A 17,213-nucleotide genomic window follows, 5' to 3' on the forward strand; every position below is an offset into this window, starting at 1 on the left:
GGCAGTACGCGTCGCGACTATACGCACGTCAGCGACATCGTAACGGGTATTGAGCAAGCTCTGGCGTATGAAAAGCCCGGCTTTGAAACGTTTAACCTTGCTTCGGGGAAACCTCTTACCTTACGCAAGCTGGTCGCTTCACTCGAAGTAGCACTGGGCCGTGAAGCCATTTACGAATACCGGGAAGAGCAGCCCGGCGATGTTTCGCAAACCTACGCAGACCTCAGTAAATCGCAGGAGTTGCTGGGTTATCAACCCACAGTGACGATAGAAGAAGGGCTGAAAGAATTTGTTCGCTGGAAGACGTCCCTTCCCCACTTAACTCATTGATTGCATGCAAACGGTACCGCTTCTTTCCCTGGTTATTACGCTTTTAAACGAAGAAGACAACATACAACCCCTGCTGCAACGCGTACGCGAAGCCATGCAGGGTCTGGATTATGAATTGATTTTGGTGGACGACGGCTCTACTGACGCCACCATTCCCCGGATTAAACAGTACGCCGACGACCGCGTACGACTGGTAGTACTGAACCGCAACTACGGTCAGACAACGGCCATGTCGGCGGGTATTGCCGAGGCCAAAGCTCCCTACATTGTTACCCTGGACGGTGACTTACAGAACGATCCCGCCGATATTCCCATCATGCTCGAAAAACTGCAGCGGGAAGGTTGGGACGTCGTCGCTGGCGTACGGGCCAAACGGCAGGACGGTATGTTGCTACGGAAAGTTCCCAGCAAGATTGCCAATGCCATGATTCGTAAAATGACGGGTGTATACCTTCATGATTATGGCTGTACACTGAAGATTTTCCGTCGGCAAATTGCCCAGCACCTGGGACTGTACGGTGAACTACACCGCTTCATTCCGGTACTGGCCGCTATGCAGGGTGCCAAGATGACAGAAATGCCGGTACGCCACCACGCCCGGCAATTTGGCAAATCGAAATATGGCTTGGGACGTACCTTTAAAGTCATGTCCGATTTGTTACTGATGGTCTTTTTCCAGAAGTATTTCCGCCGACCGATGCACTTATTTGGCCCCATCGGCATTCTGACGTTTTTGTTTGGAGCGTTGATTAGTCTGTATTTGCTGGGCGTAAAACTGACTGGCGAAGATATCGGCACACGTCCCTTGCTGACGGTAGCCGTCGTTACCTTACTGGCTGGCTTACAAATCATTACCTTCGGTTTCATGGCCGAAATCATGATGCGAACGTACTACGAATCGGGTACGAAGTCTACCTATCTCGTTCGTGAATTGTACTCGGCTTCTTCCCCCGTTTCTACCCTTGAGTAAGTTATCCCCCGCCGTTAAAACCATCCTGAAGCTGCTGCTTACGAGCTTGGCTTTAGGATGGCTAGCGTATCAAATGGACTGGGAGCGAATCTGGCCCCTACTCCGTCGAGCCCAGTGGGGCTGGATTTTAGTCGCTCTGGTGCTGTATAACATTTCCCAGTTGTTGAGTACGAGTCGCTTTCAGCAACACCTGAAAGCGGTTCCCCTAGCAGAGCCTTTCTCCTTTTTGCTGCGATTGTACTATCGCTCGATGTTTTTCAACCTGTTTTTACCGGGGGGCATTGGTGGCGATGGCTACAAAGCCTGGCTGTTGCGTACCCGTCACCAGACCGATTACCGACTGATACTTTCGGTATTATTGCTGGACCGGGGCAGCGGCATGCTGGCCATTACCTTTATGATTGCCCTGCTGGGTGGTTCGAGCACCTGGCTGACGAGCCAGTTTGGATTACCGTACGGCTGGCTGTCGGGGCTGGCCCTGCTCGTGGGAGCGGGCGGCTGGGGCGTATACCGTTTGTTCTTTCGGAAATTTGTACCCGTGTTTCCCGCTGCTTTTTCACTTTCACTGGGTGTTCAGTCCACGCAGGTAATCGTCATTCTGCTGTTACTGCGATCCATCGGTGTAACGGATCATTCGCTGGAATACGGACTGGTTTTTCTGGTTTCTTCCATCGCTTCTGTACTTCCCCTGACTGTGGGTGGCATTGGCGTTCGGGAATTTGTCTTTCTAACGGCGGCGGAGTACCTGCCCATTCAGTCCGACCAAGCAGTACTCGCTAGTCTACTCTTTTTCTTTATTAACGCCCTGAGTTCTTCCCTGGGTGCATTTATCACGTTGCCCGAGCGGCCCGAAACGCGTGATTAATTGAATTCCTGCCTTATTTTTGGCATCCCTACCTTCGGGACAGTTCTACCTCTTTGACTGCATGCAAGCTGAACGTTTTTTATTTAGTCCGATCTACTGGATTATGTGGCTGGCTCTGGCCGCCGTATATATCATTGGTTTATTCGTTCCCCTATTCGATACCGATCCGGCTCACCACGCCCTGATTGCCCTGCACATGGTGGAGACCAATGACTGGGTTAGCCTCATTGACCGGGGCCGGGATTATCTCGATAAGCCGCACCTACTCTTCTGGCTGAGTGCCTTGTCCTTCAAAACATTTGGCATTAATACCTTTGCCTATAAGTTCCCTTCCATGCTGGCTTCCATTGTGGGTTTCTATTCGGCTTTTCGATTAGGTAAACTCCTGTATTCGGAAGCGGTAGGCCGACTGGCTGCTTTGATTTACGCCTCCTGTTACGCTCAGTTTTTATCCAATCAGGACGTACGGATGGATGCTCTGCTAACGGCCTGTATGGTTTTCTCCGTCTGGATGTTACTATCCTTTGTTCGCGAAGGCAAACGCAAATATGCCCTGGGTTCGGCTCTGGGACTGGCTCTGGGTTTTGCGACCAAAGGGGGAATTGGTCTGGCGATGCCGTTGATGGCGTTAGGATTTCAGCTATTGTACGAACGCAACTGGAAGGCTATTTTTCAGTGGAGCTGGGTCTTCATTGGTTTTTCGTTTTTGGTCTTTATCAGTCCGATTCTGTACTGCTACTATCTGCAATTCGATTTACATCCCGAGAAAGTCATCCGAGGCATGACGGGCCTTTCGGGTATCAAGTTTATTCTTTTGGGACAAAGTGTTGAACGTTTTCAGGGTGAAGCCTGGGGAAGTTCCGGCTCCAACGACTACTTCTTCTTTTTCCATACCCTCCTGTGGTCGTGTCTGCCCTGGGCCTTTCTGATCTATTGGTCGCTCTTTCGGGCGATTCGGCATTTCAAAGCTCAGAAAGAAGTACTCACGCTGGGAATTATCGTTTCGATGATGCTGATTCTCTCGATGGCTCAGTACAAATTACCACATTACCTGAATTTGCTGTACCCATATCTGGCGATTCAGCTGAGTGGGCAGTTGCTGTCCAGTTCCGAGAAAACTATTCGTTCGCTCATGATCGTGCAGGCGGTAGTGGTTACGCTCATGATGGGGATTACGATTTACTTGAATACGGTGATTACGCCCATTCCGGGACTCCTCAACCAACTGGTTGCTCTGGCCGTGGCAGGATTTCTTTTATATCTGAGCATTCGTCAATCGCCGGTTTTTGTTCGTTTGGTCGCGGTTTCGCTGGCGGGGATTTCGATTACCTTTATGTCGCTAAGTGCCAACGCCTATCCGTACCTATTCCGCTATGATTCGGGATACGAATTTGCCCGAACCGCTGATCCGGCCGTTCGGGATTCGTTCAGTTTCTACCGGATTTACAGTTACACGTTTGACTTTTATACTAAAAAGTTACATCCGCCGCTACCCGAAGGCAAAATACCCGAGACCCGCTGGATACTAACCGATTCGACGGGCTTGGCCGAACTTCGGCAGGCGGGCGTGAAAATGGCTCAGATCCGGTCCAATCCGCATTTCCATTTATCGACGCTAAACGGTGAATTTCTGAACCCAGCCACCCGATTGCAGGCCTGCGAACGACGCTACTTAATTGAACGCTATTAATAATCCCTGAAACCATCTCCGTATGAAACTAGCAGCGATCGACATTGGCTCTAACGCCGCCCGTCTGCAAATCTCCAAAGTACTGGAAAACGAGGGCGTACTGACCTTCAAAAAAGTAGAATATGTACGTTTCCCCTTACGCCTGGGAATGGACGTGTTTACGACGGGTTCCATTAGTGCTGAAGGCGAAGTACGGCTTTATAAAATGCTTCATTCATTCAAGCTTTTGATTGAACTGCACGAGTGTAAAGATTACCTGATTTGTGCGACTTCGGCCATGCGGGAGGCTTCTAATGCCAGTGACATTGTCACACGGATTGAAGGGCAGCTCGACATGAAAATTAACATCATCGAAGGAGCGAAAGAAGCCGAACTGATCAACAACGTCGTGGTTCAGTCCCTCGATACCGATACCAATTACCTGCACGTGGATGTAGGTGGCGGATCAAGCGAGCTGAACCTGTACGTGAACCGGCAGAAAGTCGCGAGTCGTTCGTTTAAAATCGGCTCCGTACGCTTACTGGAAGGAAAAGAGCAGAAATCCGACTGGGAGAAAATGCAACGCTGGATTCAGGACCACATTGGGCCGAAACAGGCCGGTATCCGGGCGATTGGTACGGGTGGAAACATCAACAAGCTGTTCAATCTAGCCAAGACCCGCGTTACTGAATCCAGCATGGATATTAAGGAATTGGAACGGATTCAGAAATACATCGGCTCTTACTCGCTGGAAGATCGCATTAATAAACTCCAGCTCAACCCCGACCGGGCGGACGTAATTGTACCCGCTTCCGAAATCTATCTGTCAGCCATGCGTTGGTCAGGAGCGACGGAAATCCTGGTACCGGATCTGGGGCTGAAAGACGGCATCATTCAATATGTGTACGACCGCTATCAGCATCGGAAACGCAAGAAAGACATCGATCCTATTCTCTAACGAATATCCATACGCTTCGGTAACCCTAACTGCTTGGCATAGGGTGCCGGAGCGTAGGCATACACCCGTTCGAGTAGGTGATTGACATCCTCCAGAAATTCGAACTGAATATCGGGGTGCAACTTCGTCAGTTTCTTCAGTATGGCTTCCGTCCGCTTGGCGATGTACTCGGCCAGGCCATCGGTTTTGGACGTGTACTTCTGCACGTACGGCAACTGCTTCTCAAAGCATTCATTCAGCAGATACAGTACCAATTCCACTTCTCCGTACTTATCCTTGGTAATCTTCACGTGGTAGGTAATTTCGGCGTGCAGTCGCCGCATATCCGTCATTAACCAGCCCGACGAATCCGGGTCGAGTTTGTAGAAACGATCCATTTTGTTACGCAGATCGTCGCGTCGTTCCGGTAACGTTTGGCCATCTTCCAGCAATTGAAAAATAAGCTGTTCCTGTAAGTCTTTGTGTTTATTGATGAGCCGCAGTAGTAGTTTGTCTTTTTCCTCCCGCGTGAGGCCCAGAATGGCCGTTTTTAATTCTTTACTAATGGGCATACCTAAATAAAATTCGAAAGCACAAAATCTATTCGAAGATACAGTGCCTGGGGCTGAAAATAAAACGGGATAACTCCTTGCGTGAGTTATCCCGTTTCCGTGCAATGATTTGTACTTAAGCCAATGAAGCATCCAGTGAAATGGAAGCCTTCAGTAACTTCGAAATCGGACAGTTTGCTTTCGCTCCAGCCGCGATTTCCTGGAATTGTTCTTCGGTGATATTTGGGATTTTTGCCGTCAGAACGATATTACTCTCCGTGACCTCACCTTTGGAAGGATCGAGCACCACCGTAGCTTTCGCGTTGATTTCATCGGCCGTAAAACCTGCTTCGTTCAAATCGAAGCTCAGTTTCATGGCAAAACAGCCCGCGTGGGCTGCCGCAATGAGTTCTTCAGGGTTCGTACCCTTACCATCCGCAAAACGCGTATTGAATGAGTACTGAGTGCTGTCGAGCACTGTGCTAGCGGTCGTCAACGCTCCTGAACCTTCTTTTCCGCTGCCTTTCCAAACAGCTGTAGCATTACGTTTGATCATGATTGTAGATAGATTTATGGGTAATTGTCGTCGAAAGATACTGTCAAAAGAATAGTACTATCGTGAGCTCAGTAAATTTTTAACAATGATTTTACCTACCCTGGGTAAGGACCTCCCTGAAATGTGGTATTTCGTCGCGAGGCCATCCTTCGGAGCTTTGTCCCATCAACCTTCTTAAAGCTCCAATAACCAATGAAAACCCAATCTCTTTTTTTAGTCGTTCTCTCCCTGGCTCTGTTGCTTAGCTGTAAGGATAAAGGCGAAGACACCAAGCCCCAGGAGAACCCGATCTCTACGTTTGTGAAAGGGACAGACGTCACCTCGGATCAATACAATAATGGCCGCTGGGAAGTCGGTATTTACTTCAGTGCTTCGGTTCCCGGAAAAATCACGCAGGTGGGGGCCAAAATGCCCGAGGTAGGTACGTATACCGTTACGCTCTGGGATGCAGCCGACCAGAGTATCTTACGCCAGAAAGCGGTAGAAGTCGATTCCCCCGAAAAGCTAGTTTTAATCCCCATCGATCCGCTGGAAATTACGGATGCTACAAAGAAATACGTCGTGAGTATCAACAACCTTTCGATGGGCGTAGCCAAGAAGTACTACTTTTATAAAAAAGGTACAACTGATTTTATGCCTTTTGTCCAGGGAAGTATTCTCTTTCATAACGAAGGCGAACGAGTCGTTCCCAGTGGCTCTACGGCTTCAGTATTCCCCACAACCATGAAAAAGAATTCTGTCATCGGTATTCCCGAAATCACCTTCGTCCCGAATTAACCCCCATCGTGTTAAGAAAAAAGGCTTACCCGTGACCGGATAAGCCTTTTTTTATTTGGTACGTTCGATGGTAAACTGAACCAGATTCTGGAGTGATTCCCGGTAGATATTCGCCGGAAACTCGCTCAGGATGGTCAGGGCTTCGTTGACGTAGCGTTGCATGACCTGTGTGGCGTACTCGATACCTCCGGAGCTTTTGACGAAATCAATGACCTCTCCTACTTTTTTCGGGTTCTCCGAATCGTTTTTGATGGTATTGATAATCCGCCGTTTCGTCAGCCAGTCGGCCCGATTCAGGGCATAGATCAGCGGTAACGTCATTTTCTTTTCCTTAATATCGATCCCAACGGGCTTACCAATTTCAGCGTCTCCGTAATCGAAAAGGTCGTCTTTGATTTGAAAGGCAATCCCCACTTTTTCGCCAAACAGCCGCATCCGCTCTACCATTTCCTTGGTTTGCTGCACCGACCGGGCTCCCACCGCACAGCAGGCCGCAATAAGGGTCGCCGTTTTCTGACGGATAATTTCGAAGTACACTTCTTCAGTAATGTCCAGCCGGCGAGCTTTTTCAATCTGCATCAACTCTCCTTCCGACATCTCCTTCACCGAGCGGTTGATGAGTTTGAGGAAATCGAAATCTTCGTTGTCCACGGCCAGAAACAGGCTCCGCGACAACAGGTAATCACCCACGAGCACGGCAATTTTATTCTTCCAGAGGGCATTCACTGAAAAGAATCCCCGGCGGTAATTCGAATCATCCACGACGTCGTCATGTACCAACGTTGCGGTATGAATGAGTTCAATCAGCGAAGCTCCCCGGTACGTCGATTCATTGATCGTCCCGCAGGTACCCGCCGCCAGAAAGACGAACATGGGCCGAATTTGTTTCCCTTTTCGCCGAACAATATAGTTCATGATCTGATCGAGCAACATGACGTCGCTTTTCATGAACTCTCTAAATTTTCCCTCAAATGCCTTCATTTCAGCATTGATGGGAGCCTGTATTTGTTGTATGGAAAGACTCATGTGTGGTGATCGGTATTCAGAGACAACCGCCTGGGGTACTTTATAGGCCAGTATTTTTTAGCCCTGAATACGGTAATCCTCGGCAAGTTTACGAAGGATTGACGTCGGGTGGATAACTTTGTCCGCAAAAGTTGTATAGCTAACCCGGAATGATGACGTTAAATTCCGGAAAAGACCATTGTTGCTTATGAAATTATTTTTTCGGCAAGCGGGCGAAAGCGGCCCGGCCATCGTGATTTTACACGGCGTATTTGGCTCGGCCGACAACTGGCTGACCGTCGGCAAGCAGATTGCTGAAAAAGGCTTTCGGGTATTCATGCTCGATCAACGCAATCACGGTCGTTCTCCCTGGAGTGATGACTTTGGCTACGAGGAAATGGCGGAAGATTTGCACGAATTTATTCAGGATCAGCAACTCACCGATCCCCTGCTGATTGGCCATTCCATGGGTGGAAAAACGGTCATGCAGTTTGCCCTCAACTATCCGGAGGCCTGGCAGAAGATGGTTGTCGTCGATATTGCTCCACGGTTTTACCCGGTTCACCATACCGGCATTCTGAAGGGCATGAACCTGATGCCTTTGGCGACGATCAAAAACCGTCAGGACGCCGAAACCTTTTTCACCCAGTACGAAGACCACCCAGGTACCCGGGCTTTTGTATTGAAAAATCTGGCTCGTGCCGATGAAGGAGGTTTTACCTGGCGACTGAACCTGCCCGTCATTACGCGGGAAATTGAAACCGTGGGTAGTGAGCTAAGCGGCATTCATTCCGTGTCTAAACCCGTGCTGTTCTTACGCGGTGAACTTTCTTCGTACATCACCGAAGAGGATGAAAAGGAGATTTACCGGATTTTTCCGAAGGCTCGCGTGGAGACCATCGCCGGAGCCAGTCATTGGGTACAGGCCGACCAGCCCCAGGCATTTATCGAGGCGGTCATGAACTTTTTGAAGGAATAGGCTTCACCGGAATTATAACGAAATGAATACCCAAGAATCCGGCTCTCGAGCCACCTTATTTCTGATTCCTACCGTGCTGGCTCCGGGTACGGCTGATGCCGTATTGAGTCCGCAAATCCGTGAAGTCATTCTTCGCACGGACGTTTTCTTTGCGGAAAATCTGCGTACCGCCCGGCGGTTTATTTCGGAATTAAAAACGGGGAGAAAAATCGAAGAACTTACCTTCCTCGAGCTACACAAGGATACGCCCGTGCAGGAAACCCGCCAACAACTTCGGCAATGGCAGGGCAAAGACATCGGTGTATTATCCGAAGCGGGTTGTCCGGGCATTGCCGATCCCGGAGCGGTGGCGGTACGTCTGGCTCATGAATCGGGATTGCGGGTGGCTCCGCTGGTAGGGCCTTCGTCGATTCTGCTCACGCTGATGGGATCGGGCTTTAACGGACAGTCATTTGCTTTTCACGGGTACCTGCCCATTGACAAGGGCGAACGGGCCAAACGGATACGTGAGCTAGAAAAAGATGCCCGTAGCGGCCAAACTCAGCTTTTTATGGAAACGCCGTACCGGAATGGAGCTTTGCTCGACGAGCTTTTACGCAGTTGCCAGCCGCAAACGCTCCTGTGCATCGGTTCGAACCTAACGGCGGAAGACGAACTTATTCAAACCCAAACCATTCAATACTGGCGGGAACATAAGCCCGATTTACACAAAAAACCGACGATGTTTGCTTTGGGAAATTAGGATGGGGTTTAGAGTTTCAAGTTTGAAATCGTTTCAGGTTTGATTGGGTTTGAGGTTTAAAAGCGGTTTAAGGGGGTAGGTGTTCCAAGGGTTTTTACCCCTGGTTACTGACGTTGAACCCCTTCGGGGTTTGAAGCAATCCGTCAAACGTTTCAACCTTTCCTCAAACATCAAACCTTCTGCACGCAACCCTTAAACCTTTCAAACGTACTCAAACCACTTTTAAACTTACTCAAACGCATCATCCATTCAAACGAATTCTTGTACCATGCTATACTTACAAGTGTTTACCTTCAATGGCTTTCAGGAAAATACGTACGTTCTCTGGGATGATACGAAGGAAGCCGTCATTATTGATCCCGGCTGCTCGGATCGGCAAGAACGGGAAGAACTGACCGAATTTATTTCCGACGAAGGCCTAAAGGTTGTTAAGTTGCTCAATACGCATGCCCACATCGATCACGTGCTCGGAAATGCGTTTGTGAAGCGAACCTACGGGGTTCCGTACTATCTGCATCCGCTCGATGTGCCCGTTTTAAAATCCGTAGCGGTGCGGGCTCCCTCCTACCGCATTTTTGATTACGAAGAAGCCGAACCCGATGCCTGGCTTGAAGAAGGCGTACCCGTAACTTTTGGTGATACGACGCTGGAAGTCCTCCACGTACCGGGACATGCTCCGGGGCACGTAGCGTTCATTAACCGCGAATCGAATCTATGTATCAGCGGTGATGTACTTTTCCACGGTAGTATTGGACGCTGGGATTTTCCGGGCTGCAATTTCGACGACCTTATTTCCAGTATTAAACATAAACTGTTTACGCTGGACGATGAAATGGAGGTATTTCCCGGTCACGGCCCCGCTACCACGATCGGACGTGAACGTCTCGAAAACCCGTACGTAGGTCAGAACGGACAATACGCTTAACCCGCTAATTTTTCTTGTATGCTCAAGCACCTTCCCAATGCCATGACCTGCTGTAACCTGCTTTGCGGCTGTGTAGGCATTGTTGCGGCTTTTAACAACGATCTGCTACTTTCCTCGTACCTGATCGTCATTGCCGGTATATTCGATTTCTTCGATGGCTTTGTAGCCCGGCTGGTAAAGGCCAGTTCGGCTATTGGCAAGGAACTCGATTCGCTGGCCGACATGGTCACGTTCGGCGTACTGCCTTCGATCATCATTTATCACCTGATTCTGGAAAGTGTTCCTGATCTGCCCAGTATCTGGAAATGTTACTTTGCTTTTGTGATTGCCGTGTTCTCGGCACTGCGACTAGCAAAATTCAACATTGATGAACGACAAACCTCGGGTTTCATTGGTCTACCGACGCCCGCCAATGCCTTTCTGATTGCTTCGATTCCGGTCATTCTGCGGCAACACGAAGACTGGGCTCCGTATATCCTGAATGCCAATTATCTCATTGTCTTCAGCTTTCTGATGTCTTTTCTACTGGTGATGGAAGTACCATTGTTTGCCCTGAAGTTCAAAGGCTTCGGCTGGAAAGGCAATGAAATCAAGTATCTCTTTATCGGCATTTCGGCGGTATTGGTGATTTTGTTGAATTTCGCCGCCATGCCTCCCATCATTGCTTTGTATATTCTTCTATCGGTGATTAATAACCGGTCAAATTCCGTACGTAAGACGGTATAATCCGTTCTAAAATTAATTTGCCTATAGGTCAGATATTCAGGCTTTCTCAGCCTACGTTCTCAAAGGAAAATTAATTATATTTTTATACAATAAAATCCTAATTTACGGCCTTACTTTTTTTGTATGCCTTACGCTCAGATTACTGGATTAGGCTTTTACGTGCCCGAAAACGTTGTTACCAACCAGGACCTGGAGCAACGTTTTGAAACCTCCGATGCCTGGATTGTGGAACGTACGGGTATTCGTCAACGTCGTTACTTTACTCCCGGAAAAGATACCAATGCCAGCATGGCTGCCCAGGCCGCCCGCCAGGCCCTGGAGCGTGCCACAGTGGCCGCAACGGATGTAGATTTTATTATCTACGCGACCATTACTCCCGATTACTATTTTCCGGGACCGGGTTTTGCCATGCAACGCGAGTTGGGAATGACGGGCGTAGGGGTACTCGACATCCGGGATCAGTGTTCGGGTTTTGTGTACGCCTTGTCCGTAGCCGACCAGTATATTCGCTCGGGTATGTACCGAACCATTCTGATTGTAGGCTCTGAAATTCAGTCTTCTTTCTTAAATCCTACGACCGAAGGCCGGAGCGTAGCCGTCATTTTTGGTGATGGTGCCGGTGCTGCTGTCGTTCAGGCCACGGAAGATGCTGAACACCGAATTCTTTCTACGCATCTCCATGCCGACGGTACCTTTGCCGAAGAGTTGATGGTCAAAGGACCAGGGAGCAGTAGAGAAGGTCGGTGGTACGATTCAGCGATGGAAAATCCGGCCGAAATGGAGGTGTACATGCAGGGCAATACAGTATTCAAACATGCGGTGGTACGCTTTCCTGAGGTAATCCTTGAAAGTCTGAAAGCCAATCATTTACAACCTGATAATATCGATTTGCTCGTACCCCATCAGGCCAACTTACGTATCTCCGAGTACGTTCGTCAGCATCTGGGTTTATCCGAAGACCGCGTCTTTAATAATATTCAAAAATACGGCAATACGACCGCAGCATCTATACCCATTGCCCTGGCGGAAGCCTGGGAATCCGGACGCGTTCAATCAGGGCAGCTGATCTGTCTGGCCGCCTTTGGCAGTGGCTTTACGTGGGGTGCTGCCCTGATTCGCTGGTAAGTAGAAACCTTCGGGTAGCAAGAGTAGTTTAAAGCTTTTATATGCCTACCTTCTTTTTAGAAATTAAGCAAAGTTTTAAAAAAACTACCCCCTAAATTTTACCGTACCATCTTTTTTTTTACATTTATTTTAAATTTTTACCCCGAAACTTTTATATCAAACTTTCCAATGGTCAATACTGCCCCGTACCCAACATTACGAGCGTGCAGGCTTCTAGTGCCTGTACGCCCCGCTCCTCCGCCATCGCTTCAAATTCGGGATTCTCTGTACCTGGGTTGAAAATAATCCGCTTAGGCTTAAGGCTGAGCATGTATTCGTACAGTTCAGGCTGCCGGGTAGGATTAATGTACAACGTGATGGTGTCGATTCCTTCTAGCTCGGGTTTTCCGTGCAAAATAGGGTATCCAGCTACCTCACCGTTCTCTTTACCCAGTAAGACAATCTCGTGTCCGTAGCTCAGTAATCGGTTGGCTGCCAGATACGCATACCTACCAGGATGAGTCGATGCTCCTACAATTAAAGTTTTCATTAAATTTTAATTTAATTAACATTTGGTATGAAAGAAAAATCCGATATTTTTTCTATATTCGGCTTTGGTTTTGCAGAGATGAATAAAAAAAGTTTACCATCTACTCTGTCTTACAACTCTTCTTTCATCGCCGCCCGCCCAAAACCAATATCAAGCCTTAAGTCGAGTTAACCCGTCAACCGTACTTGCCGGAAGTTAATTAATTAACCATGAGCGAGAAGAAATCTAGTAGTTTTTGGAATGAAAAGTGGATTGAAATTCCTTTTGAAGGCATTGAGAATCCCCCCCGTTACGAAGTATCGAATTATGGAAGGCTTCGTAGCTTTCAGAATGACCCCGAAGGTGACATTATCAAGGGGTCTATCATTCAGGGGTATCGCTCCCTGAATATCCGTATACGAGGCGGTAAGGTGATAAACCGTTACCTGCATCGGTTGGTTGCTGATTTTTTTGTGAATCGTCCTTCTGCGGATCACAAATTTATCATCCACCAGGATCACGACAAGTTAAATAATCACTGGGAAAACTTGAAATGGGTGACACGGGACGAAATGACCGAACACCACCGTACCAATCCCCAGGAGAAACCTCGCCCCAAACGAACTAAAAATTACAAGCTGACTGAGAGTAAAGTAATCATGATCAAGAAGATGCTGAAAAGCGACAAAAATCGTCTGAAAATGATTGCTAAACAGTTCGGTATCACGCACACCCAACTCAACCGGATTCGTTCGGGTGAAAACTGGGGCCACGTAAAAGTGGAAGACGAAGTAGAAGGAGTAAAATAGCCTTGTACTTTTTTTAGTTTAAAGCCCGGCCAATTTATTGGCTGGGCTTTAGCTGTTTATGCTTAAACTGGTAGCTAGGCTGTTTTAATAGTACCGAAGTAAGATATTGGATGAGAATCGTAATGACGATTGACTGCTTCATCATTCGGTACAAGAACTAGCTCAAAAACTGATTACTCTAGGCTTTGGGTTGAAAGACGAATCCCTCCCCCTCGGCGTCGAAATCAATGGTCAAACCTATGACGTACATGAGGTGCCGCCGATCGACGTATACGGGAATATCGGCTACGGTAAACTGATCGTCGTGATCCGTTTTGGTATCAAACCCTAACAGAAACGAAGCTCCGCAGGCAGCCCCCTTCAATCCTACCCGCAGCCCATAAAATTCGGGTAGTTTCTTGTCTTCAATAATGGCCCGTATCTGCTCCTGTGCCGACTGCGTAAATGAAATGGGAACAATTTCCTGCGTGATCATTGGCTAAAAATGCGGTGATTCGCCGCTCAATTATCTACTTTTGAACGTTAATATACGTGCTCTTTCGACTCTTTTTGCTCCGAAAGCCCGGTAAAGTATCCTCGTAACCCTGAAATTTGTACTTTAATTCACTACGTTCTTTTTCTATGCAAACGCTTTTTAGTGATCTGCTCAAAGTAGTCTTACCCGCTGCCCTGGTTTTATACGCGTTTTATTTATCGATAAAAGCTTTCCTGAACAAACAGCTGATTGAACAGCAACAGGATGCTAAACTGGAGTCACTGAAAGTGGTATTGCCCTTGCGACTGCAGGCGTACGAGCGGCTTTGCTTATTTCTGGAACGGATTAGCCCCAGCAACTTACTCATTCGAAACGCGGGTCAGGCCTTTAGCTCTCTAGATCTGCAACAGCTACTGGTCGCCGAAATACGTCAGGAGTTCCAGCATAATGCCGCTCAGCAGCTGTACATCCGCCCGGAAAGCTGGGAACGCATTCGGCTGACGACGCAGGAACTTACCTCACTCGTCAACCGGGCTGCTTCCGAAATAGCCCCGGACGCTCCAGCCCTTGATTTGGCCCGTAAGATCAGTGAACTCTCCAATGGTCGTCCGACCGAAGTCTGGCAGGAAACCCTGGCTCTGATCAAAACGGAAGCACAAAGCATCTGGTCCTAGTCTGTCCTTTACCAAAAGCAGCGTATCTACGTCCTTTACGGGCCAGATACGCTGCTTTATTTTTATCCGAATGCTCCTCAATCGATTCAGCCGTCTAGAACACCGCCCGGGCGATTCGCTGTACGGAATCTGATTTACCCATGGTATAGAAGTGCAGGACGGGTACACCAAAGTCCAGCAATTCCTTGCACTGCTGAATACCGAACTCAATTCCTACTTCGCGTACTTCCTTGTCCGACTTACAGGCTTCTACGGCATGTACCAGTTCTTCCGGGAAATCCAGGTGAAAAATGCGGGGCAGTACCGTCAGTTGTTTCTTTGTGGAAATCGGTTTCAGTCCCGGAATGATGGGTACCGTAATGCCTTCTTCCCGGCAACGCTTCACGAAATCGAAGTATTTCTGGTTATCGAAAAACATCTGCGTTACGATGTACTCCGCTCCCAGTTCCACTTTTTTCTTCAGATACCGCAGATCATTACTATGGTTTGGAGCTTCAAAATGCTTTTCCGGATACCCCGCCACACCGATGCAGAAGTTCGTGGGTTGAGCCTCTGTTTCTTCGTGCAGCAGGCGTCCGTGATTCATGTCCACCACCTGCTCCACCAGTTCCGTCGCGTAGGCGTGACCGCCTTCTTTCGGCTTGAATACGCCCGCCGATTTCTCCGGGTCGCCGCGTAGGACGAGTACGTTGTTGATGCCCAGGTAATGCAGATCGTAAAGAAAATCTTCCGTCTCGTCTTTGGTAAAGCCGCCACAGATAACGTGGGGTACGGCGTCTACTTTAAACCGCTCCATGAGCTTGGCACACACGCCCACCGTGCCGGGCCGACGCCGGACAGGTACTTTCTGAATGAGTCCGCTGGGATGGCGTTTTTCGATGAGTTCTTCCCGGTGATAGGTTACATCCACAAAAGGTGGCTTAAATTCCATCAGGGGTTCAATCGTATCAAACAATTCAGTGACACTCTGGCCTTTAAGAGGGGGAATGATTTCAAGGGAAAAAAGAGCTTTTCCGTTCGCTTGCTGGATGTATTCGGTAACTTTCATGTAAAAGCAATGATCAGTCGGGCAAAGTACGTAAAAAGATTAGGCTTTAACAGGCATCCGTTCGCATTTCTCAGGACCGGGAACTAGCATCGTACGCCAATCACTGGTTCCTTGGCTTATTTTCATTAATTTTGCCTGAGTATGAACTGAGTAATCGATTTCTCGTGTTACTCTACTGAACAACCTTATGTATTATTCTGTTCCATCGTGATTTTAGCTGCAACGTATCATCTTTTTGTCGACTAGGGACGGCCTCTTTCCTGGTCCTATTTCTTTCTTTTTATCATTCCGTAGAAAGCTGGTTTAGCCTCACGTACGCAGTGAGTCCGGAGTAGGAAGGTACACCTTTTTATTCTCCCTATGCTAGTCCCCACTTTCTACACTAAGACCCAAGTATAGTTTTGTTTAGCACTGAAAAAGACATAGAAACGGCGGTATTGATCGCCCTGGTTACGCCTAAACAAACCGAAGATCAGACCCGTGAATATCTGGCTGAGCTGGAATTCCTGGCTGAAACGGCGGGCGTGAAGACGGTTAAAACGTTTGTCCAACGCCTCGAACGTCCGGACCTGAATTTGTTTTTAGGCAAAGGCCGCTTCGAGGACGTGATGGCTTACGTCATTGACCAAGGTATTGATCTAATTATTTGTGATGATGATCTGACGGGCCGCCAGATCCGTAACATGGAAACGGCTTTCCAGGAACGGAACAAGGAAGTCAAGATCATCGACCGGAGTTTACTGATTCTGAACATTTTTGCCATGCGTGCTCAGTCCGTTCAGGCCCGTACGCAGGTAGAGCTGGCCCAGCAACAGTACGTACTGCCCCGACTGACCCGGATGTGGACCCACTTATCGCGGCAACGCGGGGGTGTGGGGATGCGTGGTCCCGGAGAGAAAGAGCTGGAAACGGATAAGCGGATTGCGAACGACCGGATTGCCTTTCTGAAGGACAAACTGGCCCGTATCGACCGTCAGGCCGTTACCCAACGCAAAAACCGTGAGCAGATGGTTCGCGTAGCCCTGGTAGGCTACACGAACGTCGGTAAATCGACGCTGATGCGGCGACTGGCCAAGGCCGAAGTGTTTGCCGAAAACAAACTCTTCGCCACGGTAGATTCGACGGTACGGAAAGTAACGATTGAGACCATTCCGTTCCTGCTGACGGATACGGTAGGGTTCATCCGCAAATTGCCTACCATGCTCATCGAGTCCTTTAAATCGACGCTGGATGAGGTACGGGAAGCGGATGTATTGCTGCACGTCGTGGACGTATCGCATCCGGGACACGAAGAGCAGATTCAGGTAGTAAACCAGATTCTGGCCGAAATTGGAGCCGGTGATAAACCGATGATTCTGGTCTTCAACAAGATTGACCTGTATCAGCCCAGTCCGGAAATGGAATTCGAGGCTCAGGAGGGTAACTTCTCGCCGATCGATTTCCTGAAGAATACGTATCTGGACACGGAAAAGCCGAAAGCCATTTTTATCTCGGCGGAAAAGAAAGAAAACATTGACGAATTACGTCAGGCTCTGCTGGATC

At 48.6% G+C, this 17,213-nt stretch carries 20 protein-coding genes; 14 read left to right on the forward strand and 6 right to left on the reverse strand.

Going from position 1 to position 17,213, the window contains the following annotated elements; translation table 11 throughout:
• The 5 genes from ACOJTG_RS18180 to ACOJTG_RS18200 all read left to right on the forward strand — a co-directional run.
• Nucleotides 1–330: GDP-mannose 4,6-dehydratase (locus ACOJTG_RS18180; protein ID WP_420155122.1), on the forward strand; the 330-nt coding region annotated here is incomplete at its 5' end.
• Between the two features lie 4 nt (nucleotides 331–334).
• Entirely contained in the window at nucleotides 335–1,300 is a 966-nt protein-coding gene (locus tag ACOJTG_RS18185) for a glycosyltransferase family 2 protein (RefSeq protein WP_420155123.1), read from the forward strand.
• The gene (locus tag ACOJTG_RS18190; protein ID WP_420155124.1) at nucleotides 1,293–2,165 is read left to right on the forward strand and encodes a lysylphosphatidylglycerol synthase transmembrane domain-containing protein; all 873 of its coding nucleotides are present in this window, start codon (nucleotides 1,293–1,295) and stop codon (nucleotides 2,163–2,165) included. Before ACOJTG_RS18185 ends, ACOJTG_RS18190 begins: the two co-directional genes overlap by 8 nt.
• Nucleotides 2,166–2,226: 61 nt before the next feature.
• The gene (locus ACOJTG_RS18195; protein ID WP_420155125.1) at nucleotides 2,227–3,855 is read left to right on the forward strand and encodes an ArnT family glycosyltransferase; all 1,629 of its coding nucleotides are present in this window, start codon (nucleotides 2,227–2,229) and stop codon (nucleotides 3,853–3,855) included.
• Between the two features lie 22 nt (nucleotides 3,856–3,877).
• Complete coding sequence (locus tag ACOJTG_RS18200) at nucleotides 3,878–4,792, forward strand: Ppx/GppA phosphatase family protein (protein ID WP_420155126.1); 915 nt, start codon at nucleotides 3,878–3,880, stop codon at nucleotides 4,790–4,792.
• On the opposite strand, the gene ACOJTG_RS18205 is transcribed toward ACOJTG_RS18200, so the two are convergent.
• Together ACOJTG_RS18205 and ACOJTG_RS18210 are read right to left on the reverse strand one after the other, a co-directional pair.
• Nucleotides 4,789–5,343, reverse strand: coding sequence for a hypothetical protein (locus tag ACOJTG_RS18205; RefSeq protein WP_094810998.1), 555 nt, complete (start codon nucleotides 5,341–5,343; stop codon nucleotides 4,789–4,791). The two genes, ACOJTG_RS18200 and ACOJTG_RS18205, sit on opposite strands and share 4 nt — an antisense overlap.
• Before the next feature lie 115 nt (nucleotides 5,344–5,458).
• Complete coding sequence (locus tag ACOJTG_RS18210; RefSeq protein ID WP_420155136.1) at nucleotides 5,459–5,881, reverse strand: OsmC family protein; 423 nt, start codon at nucleotides 5,879–5,881, stop codon at nucleotides 5,459–5,461.
• A 189-nt stretch (nucleotides 5,882–6,070) separates the two neighbouring features.
• On the opposite strand from ACOJTG_RS18210, the gene ACOJTG_RS18215 reads away from it, so the two are divergent.
• Nucleotides 6,071–6,655 carry a hypothetical protein gene (locus tag ACOJTG_RS18215; RefSeq protein ID WP_420155127.1) on the forward strand — a complete coding sequence of 195 codons (585 nt, stop codon included), beginning with the start codon at nucleotides 6,071–6,073 and terminating at the stop codon, nucleotides 6,653–6,655.
• 51 nt (nucleotides 6,656–6,706) lie between these two features.
• On the opposite strand, the gene ACOJTG_RS18220 is transcribed toward ACOJTG_RS18215, so the two are convergent.
• Complete coding sequence (locus ACOJTG_RS18220) at nucleotides 6,707–7,681, reverse strand: polyprenyl synthetase family protein (protein WP_094810994.1); 975 nt, start codon at nucleotides 7,679–7,681, stop codon at nucleotides 6,707–6,709.
• A 187-nt stretch (nucleotides 7,682–7,868) separates the two neighbouring features.
• On the opposite strand from ACOJTG_RS18220, the gene ACOJTG_RS18225 reads away from it, so the two are divergent.
• The 5 genes from ACOJTG_RS18225 (at nucleotide 7,869) to ACOJTG_RS18245 (ending at nucleotide 12,157) form a co-directional block, all read left to right on the forward strand.
• Nucleotides 7,869–8,639, forward strand: coding sequence for an alpha/beta fold hydrolase (locus tag ACOJTG_RS18225; RefSeq protein WP_420155128.1), 771 nt, complete (start codon nucleotides 7,869–7,871; stop codon nucleotides 8,637–8,639).
• 22 nt (nucleotides 8,640–8,661) lie between these two features.
• Nucleotides 8,662–9,381, forward strand: coding sequence for an SAM-dependent methyltransferase (locus ACOJTG_RS18230; RefSeq protein WP_420155129.1), 720 nt, complete (start codon nucleotides 8,662–8,664; stop codon nucleotides 9,379–9,381).
• Nucleotides 9,382–9,649: 268 nt separating this feature from the next.
• Nucleotides 9,650–10,306, forward strand: coding sequence for an MBL fold metallo-hydrolase (locus ACOJTG_RS18235; RefSeq protein WP_420155130.1), 657 nt, complete (start codon nucleotides 9,650–9,652; stop codon nucleotides 10,304–10,306).
• Nucleotides 10,307–10,324: 18 nt separating this feature from the next.
• Nucleotides 10,325–11,032, forward strand: coding sequence for a CDP-diacylglycerol--serine O-phosphatidyltransferase (gene pssA / locus ACOJTG_RS18240; protein ID WP_420155131.1), 708 nt, complete (start codon nucleotides 10,325–10,327; stop codon nucleotides 11,030–11,032).
• Between the two features lie 123 nt (nucleotides 11,033–11,155).
• Nucleotides 11,156–12,157: a 3-oxoacyl-ACP synthase III family protein gene (locus tag ACOJTG_RS18245; protein WP_420155132.1), complete on the forward strand. Its 1,002-nt coding sequence runs from the start codon at nucleotides 11,156–11,158 to the stop codon at nucleotides 12,155–12,157.
• 172 nt (nucleotides 12,158–12,329) lie between these two features.
• Here ACOJTG_RS18245 and ACOJTG_RS18250 read toward each other — a convergent pair whose 3' ends face one another.
• Nucleotides 12,330–12,686 (reverse strand): CoA-binding protein, encoded by a 357-nt coding sequence (locus tag ACOJTG_RS18250; protein WP_104710927.1) that lies wholly within the window; start codon nucleotides 12,684–12,686, stop codon nucleotides 12,330–12,332.
• 209 nt (nucleotides 12,687–12,895) lie between these two features.
• Here ACOJTG_RS18250 and ACOJTG_RS18255 point away from each other — a divergent pair, with 209 nt between their 5' ends.
• Complete coding sequence (locus tag ACOJTG_RS18255) at nucleotides 12,896–13,474, forward strand: NUMOD4 domain-containing protein (protein WP_104710925.1); 579 nt, start codon at nucleotides 12,896–12,898, stop codon at nucleotides 13,472–13,474.
• A 178-nt stretch (nucleotides 13,475–13,652) separates the two neighbouring features.
• Here the strand turns inward: ACOJTG_RS18255 and ACOJTG_RS18260 are convergent, their stop codons facing one another.
• Nucleotides 13,653–13,949 (reverse strand): HesB/IscA family protein, encoded by a 297-nt coding sequence (locus ACOJTG_RS18260; protein ID WP_420155133.1) that lies wholly within the window; start codon nucleotides 13,947–13,949, stop codon nucleotides 13,653–13,655.
• 146 nt (nucleotides 13,950–14,095) lie between these two features.
• Here ACOJTG_RS18260 and ACOJTG_RS18265 point away from each other — a divergent pair, with 146 nt between their 5' ends.
• A complete protein-coding gene (locus ACOJTG_RS18265) occupies nucleotides 14,096–14,623 on the forward strand; it encodes a hypothetical protein (RefSeq protein ID WP_420155134.1) in 528 nt (175 codons plus the stop codon).
• 94 nt (nucleotides 14,624–14,717) lie between these two features.
• On the opposite strand, the gene metF is transcribed toward ACOJTG_RS18265, so the two are convergent.
• The gene (gene metF, locus ACOJTG_RS18270) at nucleotides 14,718–15,671 is read right to left on the reverse strand and encodes a methylenetetrahydrofolate reductase [NAD(P)H] (protein WP_104710919.1); all 954 of its coding nucleotides are present in this window, start codon (nucleotides 15,669–15,671) and stop codon (nucleotides 14,718–14,720) included.
• Between the two features lie 401 nt (nucleotides 15,672–16,072).
• Here metF and hflX point away from each other — a divergent pair.
• Nucleotides 16,073–17,213 (forward strand): GTPase HflX (gene hflX, locus ACOJTG_RS18275; RefSeq protein ID WP_420155135.1); only part of this gene is annotated, 1,141 nt, incomplete at its 3' end.

Source organism: Siphonobacter sp. (genome assembly GCF_048595215.1).
Classification (GTDB): domain Bacteria; phylum Bacteroidota; class Bacteroidia; order Cytophagales; family Spirosomataceae; genus Siphonobacter.